The 16,107-nt window shown below is 66.2% G+C and carries 16 protein-coding genes; 10 read left to right on the forward strand and 6 right to left on the reverse strand.

The window, feature by feature from the left end:
• Nucleotides 1-25: 25 nt before the first annotated feature.
• Nucleotides 26-1,765 (forward strand): acyl-CoA dehydrogenase family protein, encoded by a 1,740-nt coding sequence (locus R4P47_RS05260; RefSeq protein WP_411567293.1) that lies wholly within the window; start codon nucleotides 26-28, stop codon nucleotides 1,763-1,765.
• Nucleotides 1,766-1,774: 9 nt separating this feature from the next.
• Here the strand turns inward: R4P47_RS05260 and R4P47_RS05265 are convergent, their stop codons facing one another.
• Complete coding sequence (locus R4P47_RS05265) at nucleotides 1,775-2,383, reverse strand: TetR/AcrR family transcriptional regulator (RefSeq protein WP_262498350.1); 609 nt, start codon at nucleotides 2,381-2,383, stop codon at nucleotides 1,775-1,777.
• An 82-nt stretch (nucleotides 2,384-2,465) separates the two neighbouring features.
• On the opposite strand from R4P47_RS05265, the gene R4P47_RS05270 reads away from it, so the two are divergent.
• Complete coding sequence (locus R4P47_RS05270) at nucleotides 2,466-3,920, forward strand: DHA2 family efflux MFS transporter permease subunit (RefSeq protein WP_317784197.1); 1,455 nt, start codon at nucleotides 2,466-2,468, stop codon at nucleotides 3,918-3,920.
• Here R4P47_RS05270 and R4P47_RS05275 read toward each other — a convergent pair.
• Both R4P47_RS05275 and R4P47_RS05280 read right to left on the reverse strand, forming a co-directional pair.
• Nucleotides 3,883-4,323: a ferritin-like domain-containing protein gene (locus R4P47_RS05275; protein WP_317784198.1), complete on the reverse strand. Its 441-nt coding sequence runs from the start codon at nucleotides 4,321-4,323 to the stop codon at nucleotides 3,883-3,885. The genes R4P47_RS05270 and R4P47_RS05275 overlap by 38 nt on opposite strands.
• On the reverse strand, nucleotides 4,320-4,823 hold the full coding sequence (locus tag R4P47_RS05280; RefSeq protein WP_317784199.1) for a hypothetical protein: 504 nt from the start codon (nucleotides 4,821-4,823) through the stop codon (nucleotides 4,320-4,322). The genes R4P47_RS05275 and R4P47_RS05280 overlap by 4 nt, the downstream gene beginning before the upstream one ends.
• A 168-nt stretch (nucleotides 4,824-4,991) precedes the next feature.
• On the opposite strand from R4P47_RS05280, the gene rimP reads away from it, so the two are divergent.
• From rimP to R4P47_RS05320, 8 genes are all read left to right on the forward strand, one after another.
• Nucleotides 4,992-5,567, forward strand: a complete 576-nt coding sequence (gene rimP / locus R4P47_RS05285; protein ID WP_300521678.1) for a ribosome maturation factor RimP — start codon at nucleotides 4,992-4,994, stop codon at nucleotides 5,565-5,567.
• The gene (gene nusA, locus R4P47_RS05290) at nucleotides 5,564-6,571 is read left to right on the forward strand and encodes a transcription termination factor NusA (RefSeq protein WP_068050201.1); all 1,008 of its coding nucleotides are present in this window, start codon (nucleotides 5,564-5,566) and stop codon (nucleotides 6,569-6,571) included. Before rimP ends, nusA begins: the two co-directional genes overlap by 4 nt.
• Before the next feature lie 96 nt (nucleotides 6,572-6,667).
• Nucleotides 6,668-7,000 (forward strand): YlxR family protein, encoded by a 333-nt coding sequence (locus tag R4P47_RS05295; protein WP_317784200.1) that lies wholly within the window; start codon nucleotides 6,668-6,670, stop codon nucleotides 6,998-7,000.
• A gap of 97 nt (nucleotides 7,001-7,097) precedes the next feature.
• Entirely contained in the window at nucleotides 7,098-9,992 is a 2,895-nt protein-coding gene (gene infB / locus R4P47_RS05300) for a translation initiation factor IF-2 (protein ID WP_317784201.1), read from the forward strand.
• Between the two features lie 154 nt (nucleotides 9,993-10,146).
• The gene (locus tag R4P47_RS05305) at nucleotides 10,147-10,437 is read left to right on the forward strand and encodes a DUF503 domain-containing protein (protein ID WP_068050194.1); all 291 of its coding nucleotides are present in this window, start codon (nucleotides 10,147-10,149) and stop codon (nucleotides 10,435-10,437) included.
• Nucleotides 10,438-10,540: 103 nt separating this feature from the next.
• The gene (rbfA, locus tag R4P47_RS05310) at nucleotides 10,541-11,074 is read left to right on the forward strand and encodes a 30S ribosome-binding factor RbfA (protein ID WP_269593735.1); all 534 of its coding nucleotides are present in this window, start codon (nucleotides 10,541-10,543) and stop codon (nucleotides 11,072-11,074) included.
• Between the two features lies 1 nt (nucleotide 11,075).
• Nucleotides 11,076-12,074: a bifunctional oligoribonuclease/PAP phosphatase NrnA gene (locus tag R4P47_RS05315; RefSeq protein WP_317784202.1), complete on the forward strand. Its 999-nt coding sequence runs from the start codon at nucleotides 11,076-11,078 to the stop codon at nucleotides 12,072-12,074.
• Nucleotides 12,071-13,399 carry an MATE family efflux transporter gene (locus tag R4P47_RS05320; RefSeq protein WP_094642139.1) on the forward strand — a complete coding sequence of 443 codons (1,329 nt, stop codon included), beginning with the start codon at nucleotides 12,071-12,073 and terminating at the stop codon, nucleotides 13,397-13,399. Before R4P47_RS05315 ends, R4P47_RS05320 begins: the two co-directional genes overlap by 4 nt.
• 3 nt (nucleotides 13,400-13,402) lie before the next feature.
• Here the strand turns inward: R4P47_RS05320 and R4P47_RS05325 are convergent, their stop codons facing one another.
• From R4P47_RS05325 to modA, 3 genes are read right to left on the reverse strand one after another with little or no spacing between them, the layout of a single operon-like run.
• A complete protein-coding gene (locus tag R4P47_RS05325) occupies nucleotides 13,403-14,497 on the reverse strand; it encodes a sulfate/molybdate ABC transporter ATP-binding protein (RefSeq protein WP_317784203.1) in 1,095 nt (364 codons plus the stop codon).
• Nucleotides 14,494-15,306 (reverse strand): ABC transporter permease, encoded by an 813-nt coding sequence (locus tag R4P47_RS05330; protein ID WP_317784204.1) that lies wholly within the window; start codon nucleotides 15,304-15,306, stop codon nucleotides 14,494-14,496. The genes R4P47_RS05325 and R4P47_RS05330 overlap by 4 nt, the downstream gene beginning before the upstream one ends.
• Entirely contained in the window at nucleotides 15,303-16,100 is a 798-nt protein-coding gene (modA, locus tag R4P47_RS05335; RefSeq protein ID WP_411567294.1) for a molybdate ABC transporter substrate-binding protein, read from the reverse strand. Before modA ends, R4P47_RS05330 begins: the two co-directional genes overlap by 4 nt.
• Between the last annotated feature and the right edge of the window lie 7 nt (nucleotides 16,101-16,107).

Consider the following 16,107-nt stretch of genomic DNA (forward strand, 5'->3'; position numbering starts at 1 on the left):
CGCTGGTAGCTTCGGGTCAACGACTATGAGAGGTCATCACGTGTCTCGCTTTGCGCTGTTCGATCCCACAACCTTCGATCCGGCCGAGCTCGACGAGGATTCTCGCCGACAATTGCGTGCACTGATCGACTGGTTCGAGAGTCGCGGCAAAGGCAGGCTGTTGGCGGACGATCTCGACAGCGTATGGCCGGCGGATTTTCTGGAATTCGTCGCCGAGCAGAAGTTGTTCGCGACGTTCTCCACGCCTGCCGCCTATACGGACGGGTCGCCGAACACGCGCTGGGACGCCGCCCGCAATGCCGCGCTGAGCGAGGTTCTCGGGTTCTACGGTCTGGCCTACTGGTACACCTGGCAGGTCACCGTGTTGGGTCTCGGTCCCATCTGGATGAGCGCCAACGACGACGCCAAACGCCGCGCCGCACGCGAGCTGGACCGCGGCGGGGTGATGGCGTTCGGTCTGTCCGAGCGCGCGCACGGAGCCGACGTCTACTCCACCGACATGCTGTTGACGCCCGCGACCGAGGACTCCGAGCTCGAGTTCACCGCGTCGGGGGAGAAGTACTACATCGGAAACGGCAACGTGGCGAACATGGTCTCGGTGTTCGGCCGACGTACCGACGTCGAAGGACCCGATTCGTACGTGTTCTTCGTGGCCGACAGTGCGCACCCGGCCTATCGGCTCCGCGAGAGCGTCGTTCACGGTCAGATGTACGTCAGCACGTTCGCGCTCGAGAACTACCCCGTCCGGCGACAGGACATCCTGCACACCGGTGCCGACGCGTTCTCGGCAGCTCTCAACACGGTCAACGTCGGAAAGTTCAACCTGTGCACTGGATCCATCGGCATCTGTGAGCACGCCTTCCACGAGGCGATCACGCATGCGAACAACAGAATTCTGTACGGCAATCGGGTCACCGACTTTCCGCACGTGCGCAGTGCGTTCGTCGATGCCTATTCCCGCTTGATCGCGATGAAGCTCTTCAGCGCGCGGGCACTGGACTACTTCCGTGCCGCAGGGCCCGAGGACCGGCGCTACCTGCTGTTCAACCCGATGACGAAGGCGAAGGTGACCTCGGAGGGTGAAACGGTCGTGCGGCTGCTGCACGACGTCATCGCGGCCAAGGGCTACGAGAAGAATACCTACTTCCGCGAAGCCGCCCAGCTGATCGGAACACTGCCCAAGCTCGAGGGCACGGTGCACGTCAACGTGGCGCTGATGCTCAAATTCATGCCGGCCTACATGTTCTCGCCCACCGACTATCCGGACGTCGGTACCCGAACCGAGCCGGTCGACGACAGCTTCTTCTTCGCCCAGGGGCCGGCCCGCGGTGCGAGTTCGGTGCGGTTCCACGACTGGAAGCCGTTGTACGAGAAGCACTCCGGAATCCCCAACGTGGGACGCTTCTACGAGCAGGCACAGGCATTCACCTCGTTCCTCGCCGAGTGTGCGCCCGACGAGTCCCAACAGAAGGACCTCGATTTCCTGCTGGTGGTGGGTCACCTGTTCTCGCTCGTGGTCTACGGTCACCTTCTGCTCGAGCAGGCCGACGAGATCTCGTCCGAGATGATGGACCAGATCTTCGACTTCCAGATCAGAGACTTCTCCGGCTATGCCGTCGCGCTGTACGGGAAGCCGTCATCGACTGGAGCGCAACAGCAGTGGGCGCTCGATTCGATTCGCAAGCCGGCGGTCGACGCGGGGCGTTTCGAGACGGTGTGGAACGAGGTCGTCTCGTACGACGGTCGGTACGAGATGCGTCCCTAGCGCCGACGCTCAGCCGGGATCGGCCGGGACCAGATTGGTTCCGAACGCGCACACCGTCATCTCGTGCAGTCCGGCGCTGTCGTTCGGATGCTCGAGCGCCTGCATCGACATGAGGACGTTGAGCAGCATCCCGTGCGCGATGAACTGCCGTGCCTGATCCTCGGAACAACCTGTGCCGGCACGTATCTGGCTGTAGATGGCGCCCATTCCCTCCCGGGCTGCCCGGCCGATCTCGGGTACCGAGCCTGCGCCGAATCCGTGCATCATGACCATCAACAGGTCGCGATCGGCCACCAGATCGGCATAGGCGGAACCGAGATTCGCCCAGGTGCTGTCGTCGTCGGGGTCGAGCGGGCCCGCTGCCAGCACGGCATCGAACGCGGCCATGATGCCGTCGACGGAGCGTTGGAACACCAGACGAAACAACTCGACCTTGGTGCCGAACATGCGGACCACATACGGCTGAGAGACGCCCGCTTCCTTCGCGACCGCATCGGTACTGGTGCCGGCGTAACCCCCGCGCGCGAACGCGCGCATCGCTGCGTCGAGCACGAGCTCTCGGCGGTCGGCCGCATCCATGCGGGTGGCTCTGGGCTTGGGCGCTGACGGGTCGGACATGTTGACAGGTTATCAGTTGATAACTTACCGTCTCGAATAAGTAATCATTCGATGCTTACAAGCGCGAGACGGGACGACCGCAATGACCGCCACAGACTCTCCACCTGCAGTGCAGCCCGCCACTCGGAACGTTCCCGTGTGGCTCGGCATCCTCGCAGCATCCCTGCCGATGTTCATGGCAACCCTCGACAATCTGGTGATGACCAGCGCACTACCGGTCATCCAGCAGGACCTGAACGCCTCTGTCGGACAACTGCAGTGGTTCCTCAACGCATACACCCTCAGCTTCGCCACCTTCATGCTGACGGCGGCGACGCTCGGCGACAGGTGGGGCAGGCGGGCGGTATTCCTCGGCGGCATCGCGGTCTTCACTCTTGCCTCGGTGGCCAGCGCGCTCGCTGCGAGTCCAGCGATGCTCATCGCCGCGCGCGCCGTGCAGGGAATCGGTGCCGCCGCGATCATGCCGTTGTCCCTGGCGTTGCTCGCCGCGGTGGTACCGGTGGGCAAGCGCGCGATGGCAATCGGGATCTGGGGTGGAGTCTCCGGACTCGGCGTCGCGCTGGGACCGGTGGTCGGCGGAGCCGTCGTCGACGGGATTTCCTGGCAGGCGATCTTCTGGATCAACGTTCCGGTGGCCCTCGTCGCAGTTCCGCTTGCGTACATCGCGCTGAAGGAAACAGCAGGGCGCATCCAACCGCTCGATCTGCCCGGCGTGGTCCTCGCAGGCGGCGGTGTCTTCCTCCTGGTGTGGGCGGTGGTCCACGGCAACGACGACGGGTGGGCGTCGGCCACGGTGCTCGCCGGTTTCATCGGCTCGGCGGTGCTGCTCGTGGCGTTCGTTCTGCGCGCCTCGCGCACCCGACACTCGGTACTGCCGCTCGCACTCTTTCGTTCGCGCAGCTTCACCATCGCCAACATCATCGGAATCACGTTCTCGCTCGGCATGTTCGGGGCGGTGTTCCTCCTCGCACAATACCTGCAGATCGTGATGAACTACACGCCGTTCCAGGCGGGCCTACGCACGCTGCCGTGGACCGCCGCACCGATGGTGGTCGCACCGATCGCAGGTCTGCTTGCCGAGCGCGTCGGACTGCGTGGGCTGTTGGTCGGCGGCCTGTCGCTGCAGTCGGTCTCGCTCGTGTGGATGGCGCTGATTCTGGGACCCGACACCGAGTATTCGTCGATGGTCCCGGCCCTGCTGATGGCGGGAGTGGGCATGGGGCTGACGTTCGCTCCGTCCGCCACCGCGGTGCTGCGGGACATGAAGGACGACGATCATGCCACCGCCAGCAGTGCGAACTCCACTGTGCGGGAGGTGGGTATCGCACTCGGCATCGCGGTATTGACAGCGGTGTTCATCGGAGCCGGTGGATCACTGACGCCCACCGGTTACACCGACGCCTTGGCACCCGCTCTGCTCGTCGGCGCTGGGGCAGTGGCGATCGGACTGGTGGCGGCGTTGTTCATGCCGGGGCGTTCCGTCGGATCGGCACAGGTGCTCACGGTTGGCCGGGAAATGCCGTCGACGACGGACTGACTCCCAGAATTTGCTGCCACGTCGCGAGGCGAATCGCCGCGTCGGTCAGCGCTTGAACACCCATGTCGCGGGTCGCTCCCGACCTGCTGCGTTCGATCAGCGAACGCCACGCGATGCTGGTGTCGATCTCGGCTTGCGCGGCCAACTGCGCGGCCGAGATCGCGTCGGTCACCGGGAACGGGGACGCATACGCCGGATCGGGCAGCGGCACAGTGACACTCGCCGCCCGGAGTGCATCGACGGTCGCGTCTCGACGCGCGCGGTGGGCGGCAGTGTTCGACGCCACCAGATCTGCGCGCGTGGGATTGGAGAATGCCGCGACGACGCCGTAGGCGAACACCGCCGCATACTCGGCGGCCAGTGCATCGACGAGGCCTTGCTGTTCCGGGCCGAGATCGCTCATGCCAGCACCACCAGGGCCGAGACCGTGCACGAGGCGCTGATGGAACCGAGAAGGCCTGCTCGGTAACCGCTTTCGCTGCGAGCCGCATCTGCCGCGCTGCGAGCGGAGGCCGTCAACATCTCTCGCACGGCGGCGAGATCGGGCGGCGGCGTCGTGGGAACGGGTGTCGTGGTGGCCGTGACCGACGACGTCTCGGTCGAGGCACCGGTGGCGCGGGCGATCTCGGTGTCGAGCGCATCGGCGTGCTCGGTCCGCTGCGCCGCGACGATCCCCAGGGCGGCGGCGTAGTCGGCGATCACCGTCGCGGCCGCGGTGGCATCCGCGGCATCGGCGCGGGCAGCGCGCAACTGCGCAGTCAAGGTGTCGAGGGCAGGACCCGAGATCGTCTCCTGACCGCAGGCCGCAACACTCGACACGGTGGCCGCGGACAGAGCAGCGACGCCGGCGAGTCGGAACAACCCGCGGCGACTGAGCGCGAAGGGGACGGTCGGCGTTGGCACTCCGATATCGTGCCAGACCGCGGCGCTCGCACGTGCCGTGCCCGTGTGTCGCGTCGGCCGATCGTGGTCACGAGCACTGCCTGCGGGGCGGTAGGCTGTTGGTTCACCAAACGCAGTCCGGCTGCCGTACGCCGGATCGCCCACAACTACACACGAGGAGTTCGCGACATGCCTGTTCCGTCCAAGGAAAGGGTTGTCGAACTGCTCGCCGACCTCGTTCGAGAACGGGGTTACGACCTCGAAGACGTGAACGTCGTCGCCGCAGGAAAGCACAGTGCAGTGCGGATCATGGTCGATCGCGAAGAGGGAATCGACCTCGACGCTCTCCCGGAACTGAGCCGCGAGATCTCGGATGCCTTCGATGCCGTGACGGATTTCGGGGAAGCTCCGTACACGTTGGAAGTCACCACCCCCGGAATCGACCGCCCACTGACCGAGGCACGGCATTGGCGTCGGGCTCGCGGACGCAAAGTGCGTATCGAACTGGCCGACGGCAAGTTCGACGGTCGCGTCGGGGTGCTCGACGGCGATTCGGTCACCGTGGTGATCAAGGACAAGGGTGTGCTGTCGACTCGCCCCGTTGCCTTGTCCGATGTTGTGAAAGCTGTTGTACAGGTGGAGTTCTCGCGGCCGAGTGCCGAAGAGATGGACCTGGCGGGTGGTGTGGTCGGCAGTAGGCCGTCACCCGCGAACACCGATGAGATCGTGGACGTGGAAGCACCGGAAGAAGGGTCGGACAAGTGAATATCGACATAGCCGCATTGCGTGCCATCGAGGCGGACAAAGGAATTCCGATCGAGATGGTGATCTCGACGATCCAGACCGCGTTGCTGACGGCCTACCGGCACACCGAGGGGCACCAGTCCAACGCGTGGATCGACGTCGATCGCAAGACCGGCTCCGTTCGGGTGATGGCCAAGGAACTCGACGCCGACGGCAATCTGATCTCCGAATGGGACGACACCCCGGAAGGCTTCGGACGCATCGCGGCAACCACGGCGCGTCAGGTCATCCTGCAGCGCCTGCGCGACGCCGAGCACGAGCGGTCGTTCGGTGAGTACTCCACGCACGAGGGTGAGATCGTCAACGGTGTGATCCAGCGCGACACGCGTGCCAATGCGAAGGGCACCGTGATCGTCCGTATCGGAAGTGACGCCAACGGAGCCGACGGCCTGCTGCCGCCCGCAGAGCAGGTGCCGGGCGAGAGCTACGAGCACGGCGAGCGCATCAAGTGCTACGTCGTCGGAGTTGCCCGGGGCAATCGGGGTCCGCAGATCACGCTCTCGCGCACGCACCCGAATCTGGTGCGCAAGCTGTTCGCCCTCGAGGTTCCCGAGATCGCCGACGGCTCGGTCGACATCGTGGCAGTGGCTCGCGAGTCGGGGCACCGCTCGAAGATCGCCGTCGCGTCCACCGTGTCCGGGCTCAACGCCAAGGGTGCCTGCATCGGACCGATGGGTCAGCGCGTGCGCAACGTGATGAGCGAACTGGCAGGCGAGAAGATCGACATCATCGACTTCGACGAGGACCCGGCCACGTTCGTCGGGAATGCACTGTCCCCGTCGAAGGTCGTCTCGGTGACCGTCGTCGACGCGGTTGCCCGTGCGGCCCGTGTCGTGGTTCCCGAGTACCAGCTCTCTCTGGCCATCGGCAAGGAAGGGCAGAACGCTCGACTGGCTGCTCGATTGACCGGTTGGCGCATCGACATCCGCAGCGATGCGGCGGCACCCGAGACGACCAGCGCGTAGGGCCGGAATGCGGAGTTCGGGGCAATACAGCGGTAGAGTGGTCGATGGTTCGGTAACGACCTCTCCGCCCAGGGGCATGAACGCGAGTATCCGGTAGTGACAAGCCGGCCGATTCGTACATGCATCGGGTGCAGGGAGCGAGTGCCGGCCGCCGATCTGTTGAGGATCGTGGTTCGAGAAGCTGGTTCGCACGAATTCGCTCTCGTCCCCGATGTCCGGCATTCGATGTCCGGCCGTGGTGCGTGGTTGCACTACAGCCGAGAGTGCCTGCACAATGCGGAACGACGCCGAGTCTTCGGTCGTGCGTTTCGGATATCGGGAAATGTGGAATCGTCCGCAGTGACAGTCGTGCTCGACGAGCACGAACAACTGCAGGCCGAGGACACGACAAGAGCAACACCCGTCGACAAGAACAGGCAACAGCACTGATGAGCACACCGTGAAGCACCAACGATGAACGTCCATCGGAGATAACCCGAGGTCGTGCGGGCACCAAGCCTCGCTCGGCCTCTCAGTGAGGAGAGCAGTGGCAGGCAAGGCCCGCGTGCACGAGTTGGCAAAAGAACTCGGTGTCACCAGTAAGGAACTACTCGCACGGCTCAAAGAGCAAGGCGAGTTCGTCAAGTCCGCATCATCCACAGTCGAAGCCCCCGTGGCGCGTCGACTGCGTGAATCCTTCCCGTCCGAGAACACGGACGCGTCGGCACCGGCCGCAGCTGCACCGAACGGTCGCGCAGCGGCCGATCGGGCAGCGAGCAGCACCGCGAAGCCGGGTGCCGCGAAACCGGGCGGACCCCGTCCCGGCCCCAAGCCGGCACCGCGTCCGGCAGAGCCGGAAGCACCCGCAGCGCAAGCTCCCGTGGAGGCAGCACCCGCTGCACCCGCGACTCCGGCTGCTGCGCCGGCTCCGGCCCCCGCAGCGCCTACCCCCGAGCCTGCCGCTCCGGTCGAGCAGGCTCCCGCCGCGTCGGCTGCCACCAGCGACGCTGCACCGGCCCCGGCCGCTCCGAAGCCCGCAGGTCCCGGCCCCAAGCCCGGCCCCAAGGCTCCGCGTGTCGGTAACAACCCGTACTCCTCGGCTCCCGTGGAGCGCCCTGCTCCTCGGCCCGCTCCCGGTGCTCCGCGCCCCGGTGGCGGACGCCCCGCTCCCGGACAAGGTGGGCCTCGTCCCGCAACACCGTCCGGTGGCAGTCGTCCGGCTCCAGGGCAGGGTGGGCCCCGTCCCGCACCGGGCCAGGCCGGACCTCGTCCGAGCCCCGGCTCGATGCCTCCTCGCCCCAACCCCGGTGCCATGCCGACCCGTTCGGCACGTCCCGGCCCCGCAGCAGGTCGTCCCGGTCGTCCCGGTGGCGCTCCGGGCGGACGCCCGGGCGGCGGCGGTGGCGGTGGCTACCGCGGCGGCGGCGCTCCCGGCGCTCCCGGTGGTGCCCCCGCAGGCGGCGCTCCCGCAGGTGGTTTCCGCGGTCGTCCCGGTGGCGGTGGACGCCCCGGTCAGCGCGGCGCAGCAGCAGGTGCATTCGGTCGTCCCGGCGGAGCAGTTCGTCGTGGCCGCAAGTCGAAGCGGGCGAAGCGCGCCGAGTACGAGAGCATGCAGGCTCCCGCAGTCGGCGGCGTCAGGCTGCCCCGCGGCAACGGTGAGACCATTCGTCTCGCCCGCGGCGCATCGCTGTCGGACTTCGCGGACAAGATCGACGCGAACCCGGCTGCACTTGTCCAAGCCCTGTTCAACCTCGGTGAGATGGTCACCGCGACGCAGTCCGTCAACGACGAGACGCTGGAGCTTCTCGGCGGCGAGATGAACTACGTCGTTCAGGTCGTCAGTCCCGAGGACGAAGATCGTGAGCTGCTGGACTCGTTCGATCTCACCTACGGCGAGGATGCCGGCGGCGAGGACGATCTGGAGCAGCGTCCCCCGGTGGTCACCGTCATGGGCCACGTCGATCACGGTAAGACGCGACTGTTGGACTCGATTCGCAACACCACGGTGCGCGAAGGCGAGGCCGGCGGAATCACGCAGCACATCGGTGCGTACCAGGTGCTGACCGAGCTCGAAGGTAACGAACGTCTCGTGACGTTCATCGACACCCCCGGTCACGAGGCCTTCACGGCCATGCGTGCCCGTGGTGCCAAGGCCACCGACCTCGCGATCTTGGTGGTCGCAGCCGACGACGGCGTCATGCCGCAGACGGTGGAGGCCATCAACCACGCACAGGCAGCCGACGTGCCGATCGTGGTCGCGGTGAACAAGATCGACAAGGAGGGTGCGAACCCGGACAAGATCCGGCAGCAGCTCACCGAATACGGTCTGGTCGCCGAGGAATACGGCGGCGAGACGATGTTCGTCGACATCTCCGCCAAGCAGGGCACCAACATCGATGCCCTCCTCGAAGCGGTGCTGCTGACGGCCGACGCGTCGCTCGATCTGCGCGCCAACCCGGACATGGACGCTCAGGGTGTCGCCATCGAGGCGCACCTCGACCGTGGTCGCGGCCCGGTCGCGACCGTGCTCATCGCTCGCGGAACGTTGCGTGTCGGTGACTCGATCGTCGCCGGTGACGCATACGGACGCGTTCGTCGCATGGTCGACGAGCACGGTGAGGACGTCACCGAAGCGATGCCGTCCCGTCCCGTGCAGGTCATCGGCTTCACGTCGGTGCCCGGTGCAGGCGACAACCTTCTGGTGGTCGACGAGGACCGAATCGCTCGACAGATCGCCGACCGTCGAAACGCGCGCAAGCGCAACGCTCTGGCAGCCAAGAGCCGCAAGCGCATCAGCCTCGACGATCTCGATGCAGCTCTGAAGGAGACTTCGCAGCTGAACTTGATCCTCAAGGGTGACAACTCGGGAACCGTGGAAGCGCTCGAAGAGGCGCTGCTCGGAATCGAGATCGACGACGAGGTCGAACTGCGCGTCATCGACCGCGGTGTCGGTGGCGTCACGGAGACCAACGTCAACCTGGCGTCGGCATCCAACGCGATCATCATCGGCTTCAACGTTCGAGCGGAGGGCAAAGCCACCGAGCTGGCCAACCGTGAAGGCGTCGACATCCGGTACTACTCGGTGATCTACCAGGCCATCGACGAGATCGAGAAGGCTCTCAAGGGCATGCTCAAGCCGGTGTACGAAGAGGTTGCCCTCGGGCAGGCCGAGATCCGCGCGCTGTTCCGTTCCTCCAAGGTCGGAAACATCGCCGGTTGCCTCGTCACCTCCGGTACGATCCGTCGCAACGCCAAGGCGCGACTCATCCGAGACAGCGCCGTTGTCGCGGAAACCGTCACGATCTCCTCGCTCCGTCGCGAGAAGGACGACGCGACGGAGGTCCGCGAGGGCTACGAATGTGGTTTGACGGTGACGTACTCCGACATCAAGGTGGGCGATGTCATCGAGGCGTACGAACTCCGTGAAAAGCCGCGCGACTAGAACGGATGTGGAGCCTTTCGGCTCCGCACCCGGTCGCGTCGGCTCGGTGGTGAAGCCAGGGGAGTGACACTGCGCTCCGACTTTCGAGCCGGTGGTGGTACGACAGATGTACCGCCACCGGCTTTGTCGTCGAAGCTGATCGAAGGACGTCAGCGTGTATCTGGGTGCTCTGGAGTTGGACGTGTTGTTGGGGGATGTGCGTTCGCTCGCCGAGAAACGGTCGATGGTGGAACCGGTGCTCGGTGATCTGCAACGGCTGGGAGTCTCGGCTGCCGAAACCGGTGAGCGAGAACGTATTCGGCGGTCCCTGCTGGGGGTTGCCGCGGCCGGTACCGACGTCGACCTACTGCACGACAAACTGGACGAGTGCGAACGGCATGTCGCCGAACGCCACGATCTGGAACTGTTGGCAGTACGCCGGAGAATCTTCGGACCCGAGGATTGATCCGGGAAGTCCGCCGAGCGCTGCTCGGCGGACGAGAAGTGCACAACCGCCGCCACGTCGGAACAGAATCGACGTTCGGCCATGAAAGAGGAGTGTGATTGTCGTGGTGGATCAGGCCAGGGCTCGAAAGTTGTCCAAGCGAATCGCCGCCATCGTTGCAACGGCGATCGATCACGAGATCAAGGATCCACGGCTGGCATTCGTGACCATCACCGATACCAAGGTGACTGCCGACCTGCACGACGCCACGGTGTACTACACCGTGATGGGTGAAGACCTCGATACTCCGCCCGATCTGCAGGCCGCCGCGGCAGGGCTGGAGAAGGCCAAGGGCGTGCTGCGCTCGAAGGTCGGAGCCGGAACGGGTGTGCGGTACACGCCGACGTTGACGTTCGTGACCGACACGGTGCCCGACACCGCACGCCACATGGAAGACCTGCTCGAACGCGCCCGCGTGGCCGACGAAGAACTGGCCCGCGCGCGTGCGAACGCCAAGCCGGCCGGGGACCCGGACCCGTACAAAGCTCCACGCGAAGTCGCAGACACAGATGGTCATTCCGCAGGCTCCACTCCTGCACTGGATGGTCATTCCGCAGGCTCCACTCCTGCAGACGTCGAGCCCGCCGAAGCCGACTGACATGTCCGACGGTTCGGGGGCAGTGTCGGAGGCCGACGAGGATCTGGCGCGGGCGATCGAGATGCTCGAACGTGCATCCTCGGTGACCGTGCTGTGTCATGTTCAACCCGATGCCGACACGATCGGTAGTGGGCTTGCACTCGGTTCGGTGCTCGAACGTCGCGGCGCGACCGTCCAGGTGGCATTCGCAGCACCGGCGTCCCTGCCCGAGTCGATGGACGAATTACCCGGTAGACACCTTCTCGTCGACGCAGACGAGGTCAGCGAGTCCGTCGACCTGGTGGTCACGGTCGACGCCGGAAGCAGGGGTCGGCTGGGTTCGCTGGGCGACCGACTCGATACGGCGTCGGCCAGCCTCGTCATCGATCATCACCGCAGCAACACACGATTCGGAACGCTGAACGTGGTGCACGCGTCTGCTGAGTCCACCACCGCCGTCATCGCGCGGCTGTTCGATCGGTGGGGCGTCGAGATCGATGCCGATCTGGCCCACCTGCTGTTCGCGGGTCTGGTCACCGACACCGGTTCGTTCCGCTGGGTTCGCCCGGGTTCTCACCTGTTGGCCGAGAGACTGTTGGCCACGGGGATCGACGGGGCTCACATCGCCCGCAAGCTGCTCGACACTCACCCGTTCGACTGGTTGCCGATGCTCGGGTCGGTGCTCGGTTCGGCATCGTTGCTTCCCGACGCAGCCGACGGACGAGGGCTGGTGTACGCCGTCATCAGGAGCGAGGATTCGGCCGGACTGCGGTCCGAGGAGATCGAGAGCGTGATCGACATCGTGCGCACCACCTCCGAGGCCGAGGTCGCCGCGGTACTCAAGCAACAGGATTTCGGGTCGGTCTGGGTGGTCTCTCTGCGCTCGAAGACCGAGGTCGACGTGTCGGCGGTGGCGTGCGCGCTCGGCGGTGGCGGGCACCGCAATGCAGCCGGCTACACCGCGACCGGCGACCTGCCCGACGTGATCGATGCGCTGTGTGAGGCCCTGTCGGCGTCGTGAGTTCCACCCCGGTCACGGCTCGAAAGATCCTCGGTCTCTCGTTGCCCTCTCTCGGCGTCCTCGCTGCCGAGCCCCTGTACCTGTTGTTCGACGCCGCCGTGGTCGGCCGGCTCGGCGCGCTCGCCCTCGCCGGCCTGGCCATCGGTGGGCTCGTGTTGGCCCAGGTCAGCACGCAGCTGACGTTCCTGTCCTACGGCACGACCGCGCGAGCGGCTCGCATGCACGGTGCAGGCCGCGAACGCGACGCCGTCGGTGAGGGTGTGCAGGCGACGTGGTTGGCCTTCGCGATCGGTATCGCCATCGTCGCGGTGATGCAGCTCGCCGCCGAGCCCGTGGTCTCGGTGCTGACCGGGGGCGGGGACATCGCTGCCGAGGCCGTCGCGTGGCTGCGCGTGGCTCTGCTGGGTGTGCCGTTCATCCTGGTGTCGCTGGCCGGAAACGGATGGATGCGTGGAGTTCAGAACACGGTGACGCCACTACGTTTCGTCGTGTTCGGCTTCGGTGTATCAGCGGTGTTGTGCCCCCTCCTGGTCCACGGGTTGCTGGGATTCCCACGGCTCGGGCTGGTGGGATCGGCCGTGGCGAACGTGATCGGCCAGGGCGTCGCCGGTGCGCTGTTCGTCGGCGCAGTCGTGCGGGCGAGCACCGAATTGCGCCCGCATTGGTCGGTGATGCGCGCACAACTGGTGCTGGGCCGCGACCTGATCGTGCGCAGTCTGGCATTCCAGGCCTGTTTTCTGTCCGCCGCTGCGGTCGCGTCGAGGTTCGGCGCCGCCTCGGTCGCCGCCAACCAGGTGGTTCTGCACATGTGGAACCTGGTGTCGTTGATGCTCGATTCACTGGCAATCGCCGCTCAGACCCTGGTCGGAGCCGCCCTGGGTGCGAGCAGGATCGACGATGCGCGCGCCCTGGCGTGGCGATTGACAGCGTGGTCGACGGTGTTCGCGGTCGTTCTCGCCGGCGTGTTCGCCGTCGGGCGTTCGTTCGTGCCGGATCTGTTCACCACCGACGCATCGGTCATCGACGAGATGCATGCGATCTGGTGGATCTTCGTCGCGATCATCCCCATTGCCGGCGTGGTGTTCGCGTTGGACGGTGTGCTGCTCGGCAGCGGCGACGCTGCATTTCTGAGAAACGCGACCATGGCCTGCGCCGTCGTGGGCTTTCTGCCGTTCATCTGGTCGGCTCTGGTGTTCGACTGGGGACTGGTAGGGATCTGGACAGGGCTCGGCGTCTTCGTCGCACTGCGGATGCTTGCAGTCGCAGGCCGGGTACTGTCCGGAAAGTGGCTGGTGATCGGCAGCGATCGCCAACTCCGCCGATAGCCGTCAGGGTTGCAACGGCAACGCGGGATGCAATGCCACCTCACGGCTCTTGACGACGAAGAAGACGGTGCCGCCGGGCTCGAGCCCGAGATCCGACACCGCGGCAGGGGTGATGTCTGCAGCCATGCCCGGAGACCCGTCGGGTTGCGGGCGAGACCGAACACGAATGCCGGAGCCCTGCACCTCCATCTCCTCGATCACCACCTCGAACACGTTTCGCGGGCTGGCGTGTGGGGCCGTCGGGTGTACCGAGACGGCGGCGGGGGAGAACACCGCCACCAGTGCGGTTCCGGTGGTGTACCGCCCGGAGCCGTGGACCGTCAGTCCCCAGTTCGTGGTCAGGGACGTCGAGTCGTCGGCGTCGACAGCCCGTCCCGAGAGCAGGTTCACCCCCGCGATGCGGGCACCGAATTCGCTGCGAGGTGCGGTCAGGACCTCGGTGACCGAGCCTCGCTCGACGACGCGTCCGCCGTCGACGACCGCCACGGAATCGGCGAGCGCGACGACGTCGAGCAGATCGTGGGTGACGATCAAGGCCGTGCGACCGCTCGCGCGCAGCACCGTGCGCAGTACTCGTCGAATGCTCGGTGCCGTGTCCACATCCAGCGCCGCGAGGGGTTCGTCGAGCAGCAGCAGGCGCGGGTCGGCCGCAAGAGCGCGCGCGATGGCGATTCGTTGAGCCTGACCGCCGGACAGCTGGCCGGGGCGGCGATCGGCCAGGTGGGAGGCTCCGACCGCGTCGAGCCAGGTATCGGCGACGGCACGCGCGGCGACGCGGTTGGCGCCGGCGCTACGCGGTGCGAAGGCCACGTTCGTGCGAGCGTCCATGTGAGGAAACAGCAGAGCTTCCTGAGAGAGGGTCGCGACGCCTCGGGCGTGAATCGGCACGACGGTGTTCGAGACGGTATCGGTCAGCACGTCCTCGCCGAGTCGGACGATTCCCTCGTCGGGTGCCACCACACCCGAGACGAGCTGCAGCAGTGTCGATTTGCCTGCCCCGTTCGGTCCGAGGATGGCGACCGTCTCACCCTCGGGGACGTCCAGTTCGAGATCGATGCCGCGAACGCCGAGTGTGGCCCGCAGGTGCAGTGAGTTCACAGCGTTCCCGACGACCGAGTGCCGCGTGCGGTCACGACGACGAGTGCCGCCACGAGAATCAGCACCAGCGACAGCGCCACCGCGGCATCGGGGTCGCTCTCGCGCTGCAGATAGATTTCCAGCGGCAGTGTCCTGGTCACGCCTTCGAGGGATCCGGCGAAGGTCAAGGTCGCTCCGAATTCTCCGAGCGCGCGCGCGAAGGCGAGGACGGTTCCCGATATCAGTCCGGGAAGTATCAGCGGAACGGTGACGCGCCGTAGGACGGTCGTGGGTGTGGCCCCCAGAGTCGCGGCCACCACGTCGTACCGGTCGCCGGCCGTGCGCAGTGCGCCCTCGACGCTGACGACCAGGAAAGGCAGCGACACGAACACCTGTGCCAGCACCACGGCCGAGGTGGTGAACGCTATTCGAATCCCGAAGGCGTCGAGGTGCTCGCCCAACAGGCCTTGTCGCCCGAAGGTGTAGAGCAGCGCGATGCCCCCGACCACCGGGGGCAGAACCAAGGGCAGTACGACGAGAGAGCGAAGGATCGAGAGCCCGCGAATCGAGCTGCGCGAGAGCACGATTGCCATCGGCACGCCCAGAACCACGCACACTGCGGTGCTGGCCGTCGCCGTCTTCAAGCTCAGGATCAACGCCGCGACAGCGGATTCGGAGGTGATGAGTCCGAGAAAATTGGACCAGTCGATTCGGGTGAACATCGCGGCCAGCGGTGCCACCACGAGGAGTGCACCGATGGCCGCCGGAACGAAAATCCACACCGGCACACCGACGGTCGACCGCCCGTCGTGTGCGACTCGTACGGTCACGGAGCTGCGAAGCCGGCTCGACCGAGTACGTCTTGCCCGACGGGTCCGGCGACGAACTCGGTGAATGCGCGAGCGGTGCCCTCGTTGTCGGACCCGCTCAGTGTCGCGATCGGGTAGGTGTTGACGGCCTCGCTCGACTCCTCGAAGGGCACCGCGGTCACGGCCTCTCCTGCCCCGGCAGCGTCGGTCACGTAGACCAGTCCGGCATCGGCCTGCCCCGAGGTCACCTTGCCCAACACATCGGTGACCGAGGATTCCTCGCTCACGGCCGGGATCTGCGTGCCGGTAGCGGCCTCGACCGAGGCCGTCGCCGCGCCGCACGGCACCTGGGGCGCGCAGATCACCGTGAGAACGTCGGGGTTCGCCAGATCGGCGAACGATGCGATGCCGTCCGGGTTTCCGGGGGCGGTCACGATGGTCAGCGTGTTCGACGCGAAGTCGACGGGGTCATCCGCAACCAGGCCCTCGTCGACCGTCTCGGTCATGTTCTTCGTATCCGCGGAGGCGAAGACGTCGGCAGGGGCGCCGGAGATCAGCTGCGCGGCCAGATCGGATGAGCCCGCGAAGCTGAACTCCACCGAGGTGCCGGGGTGTTCGGCCTCGAATCGATCACCGAGCTCGGTGAACGTCGCGCGAAGCGATGCTGCGGCGAAGACCGTGATCTCGCCTCGGATCGCGCTGCCGTCCGAGGATCCGTCGGGCGCGGTCGAATCGGACTTCGAGCTGCACCCGACGAGCACGAGGGTGGCTGCAAGCACGAGCGCGGATACCGGGCGCAGTGTCTTCACGAACATCTCCTGT

This window comes from Rhodococcus sp. IEGM 1370 (assembly GCF_033142325.1).
In the GTDB taxonomy this organism is placed as follows: domain Bacteria; phylum Actinomycetota; class Actinomycetes; order Mycobacteriales; family Mycobacteriaceae; genus Rhodococcoides.